At 36.2% G+C, this 14,686-nt stretch carries 14 protein-coding genes and 1 riboswitch; of the genes, 10 read left to right on the forward strand and 4 right to left on the reverse strand.

Going from position 1 to position 14,686, the window contains the following annotated elements; all coding sequences use genetic code 11:
* Window positions 1-21: 21 nt before the first annotated feature.
* From C8E03_RS12405 to C8E03_RS12420, 4 genes are all read right to left on the reverse strand, one after another.
* On the reverse strand, window positions 22-435 hold the full coding sequence (locus C8E03_RS12405; RefSeq protein WP_094377720.1) for an arsenate reductase ArsC: 414 nt from the start codon (window positions 433-435) through the stop codon (window positions 22-24).
* A gap of 22 nt (window positions 436-457) precedes the next feature.
* A complete protein-coding gene (locus tag C8E03_RS12410) occupies window positions 458-832 on the reverse strand; it encodes a thioredoxin family protein (protein WP_408609920.1) in 375 nt (124 codons plus the stop codon).
* Between the two features lie 120 nt (window positions 833-952).
* Window positions 953-1,966, reverse strand: coding sequence for a permease (locus tag C8E03_RS12415; protein WP_094377714.1), 1,014 nt, complete (start codon window positions 1,964-1,966; stop codon window positions 953-955).
* A 96-nt stretch (window positions 1,967-2,062) separates the two neighbouring features.
* Window positions 2,063-2,374 carry an ArsR/SmtB family transcription factor gene (locus C8E03_RS12420; protein WP_094377715.1) on the reverse strand — a complete coding sequence of 104 codons (312 nt, stop codon included), beginning with the start codon at window positions 2,372-2,374 and terminating at the stop codon, window positions 2,063-2,065.
* 370 nt (window positions 2,375-2,744) lie between these two features.
* On the opposite strand from C8E03_RS12420, the gene C8E03_RS12425 reads away from it, so the two are divergent.
* The 10 genes from C8E03_RS12425 to C8E03_RS12470 all read left to right on the forward strand — a co-directional run bounded on the left by C8E03_RS12425 (window position 2,745) and on the right by C8E03_RS12470 (window position 14,638).
* On the forward strand, window positions 2,745-4,136 hold the full coding sequence (locus C8E03_RS12425) for a serine hydrolase domain-containing protein (RefSeq protein WP_110291183.1): 1,392 nt from the start codon (window positions 2,745-2,747) through the stop codon (window positions 4,134-4,136).
* A 106-nt stretch (window positions 4,137-4,242) separates the two neighbouring features.
* A riboswitch (cobalamin riboswitch) is annotated at window positions 4,243-4,416 on the forward strand.
* Window positions 4,417-4,708: 292 nt separating this feature from the next.
* Window positions 4,709-5,668, forward strand: a complete 960-nt coding sequence (gene nikB / locus C8E03_RS12430) for a nickel ABC transporter permease (RefSeq protein WP_110291184.1) — start codon at window positions 4,709-4,711, stop codon at window positions 5,666-5,668.
* Complete coding sequence (gene nikC, locus C8E03_RS12435) at window positions 5,652-6,485, forward strand: nickel transporter permease (RefSeq protein WP_110291185.1); 834 nt, start codon at window positions 5,652-5,654, stop codon at window positions 6,483-6,485. Before nikB ends, nikC begins: the two co-directional genes overlap by 17 nt.
* A gap of 17 nt (window positions 6,486-6,502) precedes the next feature.
* On the forward strand, window positions 6,503-8,149 hold the full coding sequence (locus C8E03_RS12440; RefSeq protein WP_110291186.1) for an ABC transporter substrate-binding protein: 1,647 nt from the start codon (window positions 6,503-6,505) through the stop codon (window positions 8,147-8,149).
* Window positions 8,150-8,171: 22 nt separating this feature from the next.
* Complete coding sequence (locus tag C8E03_RS12445; RefSeq protein WP_094376579.1) at window positions 8,172-8,957, forward strand: ABC transporter ATP-binding protein; 786 nt, start codon at window positions 8,172-8,174, stop codon at window positions 8,955-8,957.
* Complete coding sequence (locus C8E03_RS12450) at window positions 8,950-9,921, forward strand: oligopeptide/dipeptide ABC transporter ATP-binding protein (protein WP_094376580.1); 972 nt, start codon at window positions 8,950-8,952, stop codon at window positions 9,919-9,921. The genes C8E03_RS12445 and C8E03_RS12450 overlap by 8 nt, the downstream gene beginning before the upstream one ends.
* A gap of 15 nt (window positions 9,922-9,936) precedes the next feature.
* Window positions 9,937-10,860: a LysR family transcriptional regulator gene (locus C8E03_RS12455; protein ID WP_094376581.1), complete on the forward strand. Its 924-nt coding sequence runs from the start codon at window positions 9,937-9,939 to the stop codon at window positions 10,858-10,860.
* Between the two features lie 251 nt (window positions 10,861-11,111).
* A complete protein-coding gene (locus C8E03_RS12460) occupies window positions 11,112-11,855 on the forward strand; it encodes a LytR/AlgR family response regulator transcription factor (RefSeq protein ID WP_094376582.1) in 744 nt (247 codons plus the stop codon).
* Between the two features lie 8 nt (window positions 11,856-11,863).
* Window positions 11,864-13,174 (forward strand): sensor histidine kinase, encoded by a 1,311-nt coding sequence (locus C8E03_RS12465; RefSeq protein ID WP_110291187.1) that lies wholly within the window; start codon window positions 11,864-11,866, stop codon window positions 13,172-13,174.
* A 279-nt stretch (window positions 13,175-13,453) separates the two neighbouring features.
* Window positions 13,454-14,638, forward strand: coding sequence for a thiolase family protein (locus C8E03_RS12470; protein WP_110291188.1), 1,185 nt, complete (start codon window positions 13,454-13,456; stop codon window positions 14,636-14,638).
* Window positions 14,639-14,686: the final 48 nt, after the last annotated feature.

The raw sequence follows: 14,686 nt of genomic DNA on the forward strand, positions 1-14,686 counted from the left end.
CCAGAATCTTTGCTTCTTGCATTAAAAATTAACTTGATTAGTCATGATTCGCTCTCGTAAATCTTCGATTTTAGAGTGTATTTCTTTTATAGTACGTTCAAACTCTACGTCGTTTTTCCCTGTGGGATCATCCAATCCCCAGTCCTCTCTGTGCTTACAGGAGAGAAATGGACATTGCACATTGCAGCCCATTGTGACTACGATGTCCACTGGGGGAATCTCCTCAAGCAGCTTACTGCGCTGCTTTAGTTCAATATCAATGCCGTAAAACTGCTTCATCAGCCGCACTGCATCCTGATTAATCTGCGGCTTAGTTTCAGTCCCCGCTGAATAGCTTTCAAAAATTTCTCCGGCAAGGTGTTTACCCAGTGCTTCAGCTATCTGACTGCGGCAGGAGTTGTGTACACAGATAAATGCTACTTTCGGCTTATTCATACTGGAAACCATCCTTTCGTAGTTACCCTCTTACTTTTTTCAGGATTTTAATAACTTCATCTTTTTTCAGTACCTTGCCAAAGGAAACTACCTTGCCATCTACCACAAGAGCAGGGGTAGTCATCACACCATAAGCGGCTATCTGTGAAAAGTCCGTCACATGGTCGATGGTGGTATCCATTTCAAGCTCTTTCAGCGCTTCCAAAGTAGCCGCTTCCAGTTGATTGCACTTTGCACAGCCAGAGCCGAGCACCTTGATGGACGAACCACTGACTTTTACTTTCTCGGATTCTGCAATCGTTTCTGTATTACAGTTACCTCCACAGCAACATTCTGAATTTTTTGCTTTTGTGTCTTTTGTAGATTTCTTTGCAGTAATTTCAGTGGGGTTGCACATTCCACCGCAATCACACTGCACCAGTTCTTCCTCTTTTTTCTTTTTACCAAAACCAAACAATGCCATAATAAAATCCTCCTTATAATTTATTATTAGTAACTTAAATGGAAAATACCTCCATTAAACCAGTAGATACTGAAATATATTAAAAAGATAACCGACAATGATAATACCAATCGTACAGATGCCTATAAATGCACCCAAAAGCTTAGGTTTTACCGCTTTGCGAAGCATGATCATAGATGGGAGACTGAGTGTAGTAACCGCCATCATGAATGATAGTACCGTACCAAGCTGTGCCCCTTTGTAGAGCAATGCTTCGGCCACTGGGATCGTGCCGAAAATATCGGCGTACATGGGAATGCCAAGCAGAGTTGCCAGCACTACGCCAAAAAGATTATTGCTACCCAGCACCATTTCAATCCAGCTTTCAGGAATCCAATTGTGAATGATTGCGCCAATGCCAACACCTATGAGAATGTATGGCAGTACCTTTTTGAAAGTTGATACCACCTGATCTTTGGCATAAATGACACGCTCTTTGCGGGTTAAGTCAGGTGATTCAATATCTACATTGCTTGCCGAGCGGATGAATTCTTCCACATAGTTTTCCATGTGAAGTTTTTCAATCAGCGTACCGCCGATAACGGCAATGATTAATCCCACAACCACATAGACAATAGCTACCTTTGTACCAAAGATACTCATGAGCAGAACGAGCGAACCAAGGTCTACCATGGGAGAAGAAATCAAAAACGAAAATGTCACGCCAAGCGGCAGCCCTGCACTGGTAAAGCCAATAAAAAGCGGAATAGACGAACAAGAGCAAAATGGTGTCACTGTACCAAGTAACGCAGCCATGATATTTGACCACACGCCGTGAAAGCGGCTCATGATTTTCTTGCTCCGTTCTGGAGGGAAGTAGCTTTGAATGTACGAGATAATAAAAATTAGTACACAGAGCAACACGGTGATTTTTAGTACGTCGTAGATAAAGAATTGAACGCTGCCACCAATACGTCCTGTTACATCAAGACCAAACAGTGAGAGCTGATTGCCGATTAAAGTATTGAGCCATTTCATTCCAAGCAATTGGTCTTGAAAGAACAGCCACATAGTTTGAAGGGTTTCCATAGGGTAAGCGCCTCTCTTTCCTAAATTATATAGTCACATCAAAAAAACTTGATATATTGTGTTGAATAAAAGCCATCTTCCATTAGATGGCTTTCATTAATTGCAACAGTGTGTATCTGTTGCGGTTGCATTGGGAGTGGTAATTGCTTTTAACAGGAGCATTGCCTCGTAGCTACCTTGTTCACTGATTTTATAATGTGTCCATTTTCCTTCCTGTCTGCTTTCCACAATACCCGAATCACATAAAATCTTCATGTGATAGGACAAGGAGGACTGGCCGATTTCCATTTGTTCTATTAAAACACAGGCACATTTTTCACCGCTGCGCAACAGCTCCAAAATGGCAAGCCGCTTTTCATCGCAAAACGCTTTGAACACCTTAGCGTTTTTATCCGGAGTAAGTTCCAACTTTCATCACCTCACATCAAAAAATCTTGATATAAACAGTATATGCTTCAAATCAAAAAATGTCAATATGAAAAAACTAAAAATTGACACATATGAAAAAATTAAATATTGACACATATCAGCATATCAGCCCAGGAAGAGTGCGGATTTACTGGGAATTACAGTGCTTTTCGAATTGGTAGAAACGTAAGCACCCAACGGTTTTGATAAGACAAAAGCTAGAATCAAAGAGATTTCAGCCGATAGTGTGATTACATCCAGGGAATGTAGGTTTTATTCCTTCATTATAATCTAATAAGTATATGCATATTGTGATAGAAGTGCCAATAGTATAGTAAACTGATTTGGTAAAATAAAGGAGATCAATTTCATGAACAATCATTTAAATCTATTAAGTATTGACAATATTATTCAGGAAGAAATGAAACAATTAAAAATACCAGGTTTGGCAATAGCAATCGTATCAGGTAAAGATATCATCTATCTAAAAGGATTTGGAAAGACTAATGAATCAGGAGACAAGGTAACAGAAAAAACTGTATTTTATATTGGTTCATCTAGTAAATCTTTTACAGCTATGGCAATTATGCAACTGATAGAAGGTGGAGTTTTGAATATTGACGATTATGTTTTTCAGTATATACCTCAGTTTAAATGTATAAAAAATGGTAAAACTGTAACAGTTCGCCAACTTCTCAACCATACAAGTGGATTTTCTACTTATGAAGGAATGAAAATATTTAATCGGAATCCAAAAGAAAGTTTATCTCAGGTTTTAAAATATTTATCTAGTGTCAGGCTGAGCAGAAAGCCTGGTGCATCCTATGAGTATTCCAATCTTAATTATGTGATTCTTGGAAAAATTATTGAAATCGTATCCGGCATGACATTTGATAATTATGTTGTAAGTAATATTTTTAAGCCATTGGAGATGCACTGTTCTTTTGCGAATCATCAGAAAGCACTTGATTATGGTTTGGAGAAGGGAGTTCAGCCTGTTTTAGGTCTGATTCGACAGACAGAGTACGAATTTCATCCAGAAATCATACCAGCGGGTTATCTTGCAACATGTGCGGAGGATATGGCGAAATACTTGATTGTAAATTTAAATGGAGGATGCTATAAAAACTCAAGAATCTTATCAGAAGATGGAATACGCACACTCCATACGAAATCATCTAAAACCAGCGAACACTATGGACTTGGCTGGTTCGATTATGGTGAACTTGTACATCACGGAGGAAGTTGTGAGAATTATCATACAAATATGATGTTACTTCCTTCCAAAGAAATTGGCCTTGCAATTATGTATAATATTAATGACAATATTTCAGGTGCATTGATAAAAGGAAATTTTGGCAGTGGTGAAACTGTCTCGTATGACCGGATTCAATCTAGAATAATAAATGTTTTGATGCAAGAAGATATGGTTTCTCCTGTTATTGCCAGAAATAATGAATTTTATAAGAAAATCAATATCATATTTGTAAGTACATTTACACTTACTACAATATATGGTTTAGCTTTATTAATCAGCTCAGATATCTATTTACCAATGCTTTTGATTATTGATTTTTTGATACCTATACTTTTTTTTGTTTCCATCCCTAAAGTATTTAAGGCAACTTGGAAAGCTTTATTTCGTTTTGCGAAAGGGTTTGCCCATATACTGTTTGGGCTTTTACTATATCTGATTTTGATAGGGATAATGAAAATAATTGTTTTGGTGGGATTCTGCTTTTTGCCATCGTTTCTTTCGTAGTGGAGGATATGGAAAAGTATTTTATTTCAATACACTTTCATTCAATTGGTATTCCAATTTGGAATCATTATATAGATGTAATATGTCGTATTTTGTGTTATAATAGCAAAAATATAACAAAAGAAGTTCCCTAAAAGGGATTCAAAGGGAAGTCGGTGTAATTCCGGCACGATCCCGTCACTGTGATAAAGGACTTTTACCGTATCCACTGGAGATTTCTGGGAAGGTGGTAAAAGCAATGCTTTTAAGTCAGGAGACCTGCTTCTATGAATTGGAGTCAAACCCTACGGTGTATAGGTGTTACTTATTGTGTATGAAAGGATGTTTCATGCATTTTTTAGTATACTTTTAAGCGTGTCCGTAGTGGATACGTTTTTTTTATTTCATTTGATAGGAAAGATCTTGTTGTGGCAACTTATAAAAGTATTGGTTCCTATGAAATAAAAACACAATGCGCACGAATGCAGGTGGAAAATGTCACTGCGAGACAGCATTCGGTGCGGCAAAGCGGCCAAGTCTAATTGCGTGAGGGAAAAAGAATATTAAAACGATTCAATGATGGAGAAGAAACTATGAATGTGAAACAATTAACCACAAGATTGATGCAAGCTATCATAGTCTTGCTAGGCATTAGCCTGATGACTTTTATGCTTACCTATCTTGCGCCGGGAGATCCGGTACGTACCATGTATGCTGCATCAGGGGTCATGCCGGATAAGGAGACTTTAGAAAAAACCAGAGAGGCAATGGGATTAAATGAGCCTTTTATGATTCAGTATTTTAAGTGGCTGAGCAGTAGCTTGCAAGGAGATTTTGGCACGTCGTATTCCATGAATAAACCAGTTGCTTCCATACTGATGTCAAGAATTGGACCAACTCTTTGGCTTGCATTTTTTTCACTTATACTTATGTTGCTTATTTCTGTTCCGGCAGGTCTGCTTGCTGCAGTCAGACAAAATCGATTTACCGACTATTTTGTACGTGGTATTTCTTTCTTGGGATTATCAATTCCTAATTTTTGGGTAGGTTTATTGCTCGTGTATTTTGTAGCCTTTAAACTTGGTTTATTTCCTGTTGTTTCGATGGGGGCGGGAATAGACAAAATGGTTCTCCCAGCAGTTACTTTGGCCTTTGCAATGTCAGCTAAATATACCAGGCAGGTTAGGGCAGCAGTTTTGGAGGAATTAAATCAAGACTATGTAAATGGCGCAAGATCAAGAGGTCTGAAAGAAAAAACGATACTGATCAGACATGTATTCCCCAATGCTCTTCTTCCTTTAATTACTTTAATCGGATTGTCATTAGGCTCATTGTTAGGTGGAACAGCTGTTGTGGAAGTGATTTTTTCTTACCCTGGTCTAGGAAGCCTGGCCGTATCGGCTATTACAGCATATGATTATCCGTTGATACAGGCTTATGTCTTGTGGATTGCTTTCCTCTATATGTTAATTAATCTTATAGTGGATCTATCCTATGGCTTTCTTGACCCAAGAATACGGGAAGGGAGAAAAATATATGAAAAGAATGCTTGATTTTGTGAGATTACATAAACAGTTTGCTATCTTGTCTGCACTTGTGTTTTTATTAATACTGACAGCAGTCAGTGCACCTTTGTGGATTAAGATAAGCCCTTATGATTCAAATTTAAAAGATGCTTTTTTACCACCCGGAGGTGAGCATCTTTTTGGAACCGATAAACTGGGAAGAGATGTATTTTCTCGTGTTATCTATGGAAGCAGAATCTCTCTTACCTCTTCACTGTTACTTACCATATCTGTACTTTTCCTTGGAACAGTTTTAGGAATTACTGCTGGTTATTTTGGTGGTGTGATTGATACAGTCGTAATGCGTATAGCAGATATGTTAATATCTTTTCCAGGAATGGTGCTTGCAATTGCAGTAGCAGGTATTATGGGAGCAAGTACCATGAATGCGGTAATTGCTATATTAATTGTCAGTTGGACGAAGTATGCCAGACTCGCAAGGAGCCTGGTACTGAAGATACGTCATAAAGATTACATATATGCGGCTTTGACTACAGGTTCAAAGAATTTGTATATATTAAAAAAATATATGCTTCCTAATGTAATGCCAACCTTAATTGTGACAGCAGCTTCTGATATTGGTACCATGATGTTAGAGCTTGCTGGACTTTCTTTTCTGGGGTTTGGTGCGAAACCGCCTTTGGCAGAATGGGGACTTATGCTAAATGAAGGTAGAATTTACATGATGGATTATCCGTGGTTAATGATCTATCCAGGATTTGCAATCTGCATCGTAGTCGTAATATTTAATCTTTTAGGAGACAGTCTTAGAGATATACTGGATCCAAGAAATAAAACTAAGTGATTAAAATTGGAGGATTTATGAGAAGAATAATTAACAAAAAAACAGCATTAATATTAACACTGCTTGCGGTTATTGCAGGAACTTCTCTTGCCGGATGCGCAAAAGACAATACCAACAATGATATTAGTACCAACAATGAAACTAGTACCAATGATGAAAACAACACGCAAAAGACAGAAGAAAAAGACATTTCCAATACCCTTAATTTTGGATGCACTAACTTTTCTGATAGTCTAGATCCATCGACAATGATAAATGCTGCATGGTGTGTATCCCGATACGGAATTGGAGAAGGCTTATTTCATTTTGATGATGAAATGAATGCAGACTACTATTTATGTGATAACTATTCTGTTGATGAAACCAATACGAATTGGGTCTTTCATATCCGTGATGGAGTAAAATTTTCAAACGGAAATGACCTGACACCATCAAAAGTAGTAGCTTCCCTTTCCTATATGTATAGCCAGGAGGCAGAAGGTACAGGAAATTCTACTCCTTCTCAGTATATGACATATGATTCTATTACGGCAGATGACAGTGCCGGAACTGTTACAATCGTTACAAGTAAGCCATATGCTGATTTATGTTCTATCCTTGCCCATCCGTATTATTCCATATTGGATGTTGAACAGGGAAATATTTCCGAGAACCCAATCGGAACTGGCCCTTATGCCATTGTATCCTATGATACGGATGTTTCAATTAAAATGGCGGCAAATGAATACTATTGGGGCAAAGAAGTACCATATCAGAACCTAAATATTATATTTATAAAGGATACTACAACGAAAGCGCTTGCAATTCGTAATGGGGATGTAGATGTGGTAGAAAATATCAATTCTTCGAATGACCTGACAACCTTACAGGATTCTTCTGATTTTAATGTATCAGAGGCAACTGGTATCCGCTGCGGTTTTTCATATATGAATCAGAAAGGTATTCTGGCTAATGAAGCTTTAAGAAATGCTGTTTTACTTGCACTTGATGATGAGACTATGTGTAATATAACTGTAGGTGGAATGTATACAGCAGGCTATTCCGTACTTCCATCCGGTCTTGATTATGGTTATCAAAATTTAAAGGATAGCACACCTTTTGATGTAGAAGCAGCAGTAAAATGTCTGGATGATGCTGGTATTACAGATACAGATGGAGATGGTTACAGAGAGTTAAATGGACAAATGATCAACCTAAACTACCTGACCTATGACAGCAGGAACCTGACAGACTTCACAGAAGCAATCGCAGTTCAACTAGATTCAATCGGTATCAAAGTCACCGTCAACACTACCGATGCTGATACAGAATGGAACATGCTGGTATCTGGTGAATATGACCTTCTTGCTACCAACTGGATGACCGTGCCCGTGGGAGATCCGTATAGTTATCTTGATAACTGGTACAGTAAGTCAACCGCCAACTACTGTGGATATGCGAATGAAGAATATGACCGCCTATATGAAGAATTAGAAAGCGAACTGAATAAAGATGCACGGGCAAAATTGATAGAACAGCTTCAACAGATTTTAATTGATGACGCAGCCGTTTTAGTTCATGGATATTATCATAGCAATATGTGCAGTGTTGCTTCTGTAACAGGAGCTAACATATATACAGCTGATTATTACTGGATTACTGCTGATATAGAACCAAGTAATTAACGAATGGAGGCCGATTAAACTAATGTTCGAGTTTCGTAATATAAGTGTTTCTTATCAGACAGGAAATCCTGTGATTGAGAATTTCAGCCTGAGTATGAAAGAGGGAGAAATTGTGGGGATCGTAGGAGAAAGCGGAAGTGGAAAAACCACTCTTATTCACTCTGCTATGGGACTTTTATCTTGCGGGGGAAAGGTCACGAATGGAAAGTTGACATTTTTTGGTGATTCCATTCTTGACTATTCCGATGAACAGTGGCGCAACATTCGTGGAAAAAAAATAGCCATGATTTATCAGGATTCAGGAGCTATGCTTAATCCTATTCGTAAAATTGGCAGCCAATATGTGGAATTTATAAGAACCCATGAAAAAATATCTAAAAAAGAAGCCTGGAATAAGAGTATGCAATTGCTTGAAGATATGATGCTTTCTGATGTTGATCATGTTATGAATAGTTATCCGTTTCAGTTAAGCGGAGGTATGCGTCAAAGGGTTGGTATTGCAATGGCAATGACATTTAGTCCCAATCTTTTGCTCGCAGACGAACCCACAAGTGCATTGGATGTAACAACTCAGGCGCAGATTGTAAGACAAATGAAAGATTTACGGGAAATATATCATACCGCTATTATATTTGTTACACATAATATTGGTCTGGCATCATACATCGCGGATCGAATTGTGGTGATGAAATCAGGTAAAATTGTCGATACGGGAACTCCCGAAGAACTCTTGAACAATCCAGTATCTGAATATACCAGAAAGCTACTTGATTGTGTACCGACACTGGAGGGTAAAAGATATGTGTGAAAATAACGCAATACTGGAGGCCCAAAATTTAACTAAAAAGTTTAAAATATCAAAAAATAGTACCTTAACAGCCTGTGATGATATATCTTTAAAATTTTACCAAGGTAAAACCCTTGGGATTGTTGGGGAGAGCGGTTGCGGTAAAAGTACTTTCATAAAAATGCTATCATTAATAACAAAACCTACCAGTGGTGAGATTATGTTTCGGGGGTGTGATATTACAAAGCTTAAAGGAGAAGAAAAGCGTAATAATCACAGTCATATTCAGATGATATTCCAAAACCCATTAGAAGCACTTCCTCCTCGGATGAAAATTCGTGATATTATCTGTGAACCATTGTTGAATTTCAAGAAAATAAAAAATCATGAAAAAGATGAAATCGCACGAAAATATTTAGAAATGGTTGAATTACCAGAAGAGTTTGCGCTACGTTATCCTCACCATATGAGCGGAGGGCAGCGCCAAAGAATTGGCATTGCCAGAGCGCTTGTACTAGAGCCAGAGCTGATTATCTGCGATGAAGCTACCTCCGCACTGGATGTGTCGGTTCAGAAAAATATTATAGAATTATTAATTCGCCTTCAAAAGCAAAAACAAATATCGATTGGATTTATATGCCACGACATAGTTTTGGTATCCCAGATATCCCATCAGGTAGCAGTTATGTACTTGGGAAATATTGTAGAGATATTGCCAGGAAAAGATTTGCACAAATATGCAATCCACCCTTATACCAAAGGACTTTTACACTCTGTTTTTTATCTGGGAATGGACAAAAGTACAAAAATAGACAAGCTGACAGGAGAAGTTCCAAGTCCAGTGAATTTGCCTAATGGCTGTCCATTTCAGAGTCGATGCAGTGATGCAAAGCAACTGTGTAGAGAGATAAAACCAAAATTAAGAGAATACCAAGAAGGGCATATGGTAGCTTGCCATTTATTACCAATTGATAAACCCGTTTAGAAAGGAGAATAACCGATGGATATTAAACATCTACAATATTTTGTTGTAAGTGTGGATATGGGAAGTTTTCATTCAGCGGCAAAAGTACTTTTTACTACCCAGTCCCATGTCAGCAAGACCATAAAGGCTCTGGAACAGGAGTTAAATATTGTATTACTTGAACGAAAAAGTAACGGCGTTATCACTACTCCTGAAGGGGAGAAAATCTATCGGTATGCTGTAAATGTACTAAAAGAGGTTCAAAGCATCTCCGATATAAAAGGGAAACAGGAAAGATATTTTTTGTCTATCGCATCGATATCAAGTAACAGGCTTGCCTTACTGACTTCCGAATACTATAATAAAATAAAAATGAAAGAGGTGCAGCTAGATTATTTTGAAGGAAATGTGGAAGAGGTAATTACGAGGGTTCACAGACGACAGTCTCAACTAGGCTTTGTATATATTTCAGATCGACATATTGCAGCCTTTCAAAATCAAATTCAGGCAAAGGGTCTGATATTTCAAAAATTAAAAGATACAAGGCTTTACCTTTTCGTTGGATCAAACCATCCCTCTTATGGAGCAAAAAGCGTAGATGTACAGTTGATTTACAGAATGAAATTACTATGTAATTATGAAGAACACTATTCTTTAATCCATCACATTGGACATATAAAAGAAGATACTCCATTAAAAAATGAGACTTTTTTAATGTCAATCACCAATAGTGATTACTTTATGGATTACATGCTTAAAAATACAGATTATGGATGTCTTTGCAGTGATATTAATAGTTGTGGCAAAAGAGAAAGAGGGATACATAAAATTCCGGTTTCTCTTGGTAATCAAAATATTGCATTTGGATATGTGAAACGAAAAAATGATGAACTTGAGAAAATACCAGCCGATTTTCTAGCTTTCTTAAAACAAAAACTACAGGATGAAAAAGAGTCTTAGAGTTGGTTTTAATACTGTAAGGATAAGGTGAACAAAGAGTAATTTAGCACCATAAAATAAATATAAAAAGACTTAAATTCTATTTAGAAATTTCTAATTAAGAATTTAGGTCTTTTTTGTCGTATTATTACCATTTATAGGGAAAACAAGTTTTTAGATTGGTAATTAGCATTTATTTTAAAAATAAAGTTGATTTATCAAAAACATGTCTATAGAATAAGAAGTATTGAGGTCTGTTTAGGAGGTTATAAATGTTTACAATTGCTATTTGTGATAACAATAAAAAGGATTCCTTAAAAATTGAAACTATAGTGAAAAACTATATGGATACCAAATTGATTCCTTTTCGAATGAATACCTTTAAATCAGGAGAAGAATTGCTTGATTTTCACGACAAATTTGACTTAGTATTTCTTGATATTGCGATGGATGGAATGAATGGTATTCAGGCTGGCAAAAAGCTGCGTGAAATAAATCGAAATGTCAAAATAGTATATACTACCAGCTATCATCAATACTGTATACAAGCTTTAAATAATGTGCATGCTTTTGCGTATTTGGAAAAACCGATTTCAAAGGTTAAGGCACAGCTTCAGCTAGACGAAGTGTTACGTTGTATTCAGCAAGAAAATGAGAAAGTGGAAATAGTAAAATTTGAAATAGTAGAAATTACAGGGGAGGGAAGATTAGAAAGTAAAATTAAAAATTTTTATGTAAATGATATTTATTATTTTGAATATATCAATAGAAAAATAAAAATAAAGCTCGAATATGAGGAATATTTCTTTATTGACAGAATGAAAGAGTTAGCAGAAAAAATGCAGGATCATAATTTCGAAATATGCCATCAGTGTTTTCTGATTAATTTATCACATATTAAAAAAATTAAAGGTTATGAGGTTTTTCTTGATAACAATGAAAAACTTCCTGTATCGCAGAAAAAATCAGCAGATTTCAGAAAGAAATTGAACAAATTTATTCAGAGCAGTATATAGGAGAAGAAATGGAAAATTATATTATTTTTATATTTGGAACCATTGTCTCATGCCTTGTTAATGGCATTATACTATTTCAATTTATTGAAGAAAGGAATGAAAGAATATATGACAATAATAAGTTGTATGTATTGATTAAAATGGGATTATGCGTTTTGATTGGCTGCATTAATGTAATCGAAATGCCAATTATAAATATAGCAAGTTGGATTATATTGTTTAGTGCTGTAAATATAATTTTGTATGAGAATACAAATAGAAAATTGATTTCTCGTCTATTAGAGGTACCAGTATTGATTCTCATATTGTCAATCTGTGAAACAGTCGGGGTGGTGATACTTGAGTTTATTTTATGGAAATTTAAAATTAATTATTTTCAGTCAATTATGATAGAAAGTGTTGAAACAACCTTTTCCAAATTATTTGTTCTTATCTTTTATTATTTAGTAATTTCAAGATTATGGAAAGATGAATCAATACGAATGTTTACAAGAACACAATTTTGGATAGAGTTCATTATCATTTTATTCAGTGTTGCCAATTTGGCAGTAATTATAACTGTTTTATCAAAATTAACAAATCGAACAGAACATATATTATTACTAGTAAATATGGGATTTATTTTATTTGCTGACTTATACTTTCTATATTTCGCAAGATTCGCCGAGGAATATAATCAACTTAGGGTTAAGCTAAAACTTTTAGAGCAGCAGTCCTTACTGCAATATGAATATTATGCGAAGCAGGAAGAAAAGTATAATGAATCTGTAAAAATTCTACATGATGTAAATAAGCATCTTACAATGATAGAGAGTATGTATCAGACAAAAGAAGACGAGATTGCGATTACTTATACACAGGAAATCAGTCGAATACTTTTGCCGCTTGCATTGGAGGAATATACAAATAATCCAATATTAAACGTTTTACTGAATGATAAAAAGAAAACTGCTAATATTAGAAATATTCAATTTGATTTAGAAATAGGCAGCGTCGATCTTAGCTTTATGGAACCAATTGAAGTAACTACAATTTTCGGAAATTTACTGGATAATGCGATTGAGGCCTGTTATTTGGTTGCAGATAACAAAATGATAGGGATGAAATTAGATACATATAATGATTTTATTGTGATCAATATCAAGAACAGCTCCGTGTTGATTGAAAAATGGCATCGCGGGAAGCCGGTATCAATAAAAGGTAAAAATCATGGAATTGGTTTGCTTAATGTCGAAAACGTTATCAAGAAATACAATGGGAGTATGGTTTTAGAGGAAAATGGAGGAATATTTAGTTGTAAAATAATTTTCAATCAATAAATTAATTATCATTATTTGTCGGGGCTAATGTATACATTAGCCCCTTTTTCTGTCACTTATACATAAAAACTGTCAGTTATGCGACTTATGTTGAAAATAGTATAAAAGAGTGGGAAAATACGACTGTGAATAAAAGAAAACAGGTTGTGCAGCCTGATTCGTTATTCATTTTACATAAATGCAACTGAGAATAAGAAAGCGATTCACTCGGCAGTTAAATCAATTAGCTGCCTGAGATGATAGCTAACACGCGATTCAAATGAAAGGAATGAATGTTTTATGAAAAAAGTAGCTTTGGTAAGCCCACTAAGAACTGCTGTTGGTTCTTTCAACGGAACTTTAGCATCCTTGAGTGCTCCTGAAATGGCAGCTGTGGTTATGAAAGAATGTCTCGGACAAAGTAATTTAGAAGGCTCATTGATTGATGAGGTTTATATGGGAAATGTACTTCAGGCTGGCATCGGTCAGAATCCTGCAAGACAAGCTGCATTAAAAGCAGGCATACCTATTGATATACCTGCTTCTACAATAAATACCGTTTGCGGTTCAGGACTTCATGCTGTTGCTTTGGCCTATAATTCTATTTTGGCTGGTCAGGGTAGTGTCATGTTAGCCGGAGGTATGGAAAGTATGTCAAATGCACCATATTATTTAAGAAACGCAAGAAATGGCTATCGCCTTGGAAGTGGTGAATTAATAGATAGTTTAGTTACCGATGGTCTGACGTGTCCAATTAATAAGTATCATATGGGTATAACTGCAGAAAATGTTGCTGAAAAATATAACATTACCAGACAAGAACAGGATGAGTTCTCATATGAAAGTCATAGGAAAGCAACAGAAGCAAAAAGCAAGAAAATATTTGAAAGTGAAATTGTTCCTGTTACTATAAAAAAGAAAAAAGAAGAAATTTGTTTTACTGAGGATGAGCACGTAAAGCCTCAAACCAATGTAGAAAAACTCTCTCACTTAAGAACCGTATTTAAAGCAGACGGAACCGTAACGGCCGGAAATGCTTCAGGTATCAGTGATGGTGCTGCCGCAATGCTGGTTGTGTCAGAAGACAAATGTAAGGAGCATAACTTAAAACCTGTAGCATTTATCAAAGGCTATTCCTTAGTGGGACTTGATCCTGCTTACATGGGTATGGGACCAGTTAAAGCGGTTTCTACGCTTCTTAAAAAGCAAGGATTAACAATAGATGATATTGATCTTTACGAGCTTAACGAAGCTTTTGCCGCACAATCTGTGGCAGTTGCAAAGGAGCTTGGAGTAAATACAAAGAAAGTAAACGTCAATGGAGGTGCAATTGCATTGGGACATCCTGTAGGTGCGAGTGGAGCAAGAATATTGGTTACATTGTTGCATGAAATGACAAGGACCTCTGCACATTACGGCGTAGCAACCTTATGTATTGGAAGTGGCATGGGAATCGCCATGCTGGTAGAAAATGCATTAGTATAATTAAAATAAAACGATAGTATTATAAAATTTATATTATGCCCTTAAAAT

The organism is Lachnotalea glycerini, assembly GCF_003201285.1.
GTDB lineage: Bacteria > Bacillota > Clostridia > Lachnospirales > Lachnospiraceae > Lachnotalea > Lachnotalea glycerini.

Excerpts from the sequence above, each read along its gene's own strand:
- C8E03_RS12405 (WP_094377720.1), bottom strand. The coding sequence starts at position 435 with ATGAATAAGCCGAAAGTAGCATTTATCTGTGTACACAACTCCTGCCGC.
- C8E03_RS12410 (WP_408609920.1), bottom strand. The coding sequence starts at position 832 with ATGTGCAACCCCACTGAAATTACTGCAAAGAAATCTACAAAAGACACA.
- C8E03_RS12415 (WP_094377714.1), bottom strand. The coding sequence starts at position 1,966 with ATGGAAACCCTTCAAACTATGTGGCTGTTCTTTCAAGACCAATTGCTT.
- C8E03_RS12425 (WP_110291183.1), top strand. The coding sequence starts at position 2,745 with ATGAACAATCATTTAAATCTATTAAGTATTGACAATATTATTCAGGAA.
- nikB (WP_110291184.1), top strand. The coding sequence starts at position 4,709 with ATGAATGTGAAACAATTAACCACAAGATTGATGCAAGCTATCATAGTC.
- nikC (WP_110291185.1), top strand. The coding sequence starts at position 5,652 with ATGAAAAGAATGCTTGATTTTGTGAGATTACATAAACAGTTTGCTATC.
- C8E03_RS12440 (WP_110291186.1), top strand. The coding sequence starts at position 6,503 with ATGAGAAGAATAATTAACAAAAAAACAGCATTAATATTAACACTGCTT.
- C8E03_RS12445 (WP_094376579.1), top strand. The coding sequence starts at position 8,172 with ATGTTCGAGTTTCGTAATATAAGTGTTTCTTATCAGACAGGAAATCCT.
- C8E03_RS12450 (WP_094376580.1), top strand. The coding sequence starts at position 8,950 with ATGTGTGAAAATAACGCAATACTGGAGGCCCAAAATTTAACTAAAAAG.
- C8E03_RS12455 (WP_094376581.1), top strand. The coding sequence starts at position 9,937 with ATGGATATTAAACATCTACAATATTTTGTTGTAAGTGTGGATATGGGA.
- C8E03_RS12460 (WP_094376582.1), top strand. The coding sequence starts at position 11,112 with ATGTTTACAATTGCTATTTGTGATAACAATAAAAAGGATTCCTTAAAA.
- C8E03_RS12465 (WP_110291187.1), top strand. The coding sequence starts at position 11,864 with ATGGAAAATTATATTATTTTTATATTTGGAACCATTGTCTCATGCCTT.
- C8E03_RS12470 (WP_110291188.1), top strand. The coding sequence starts at position 13,454 with ATGAAAAAAGTAGCTTTGGTAAGCCCACTAAGAACTGCTGTTGGTTCT.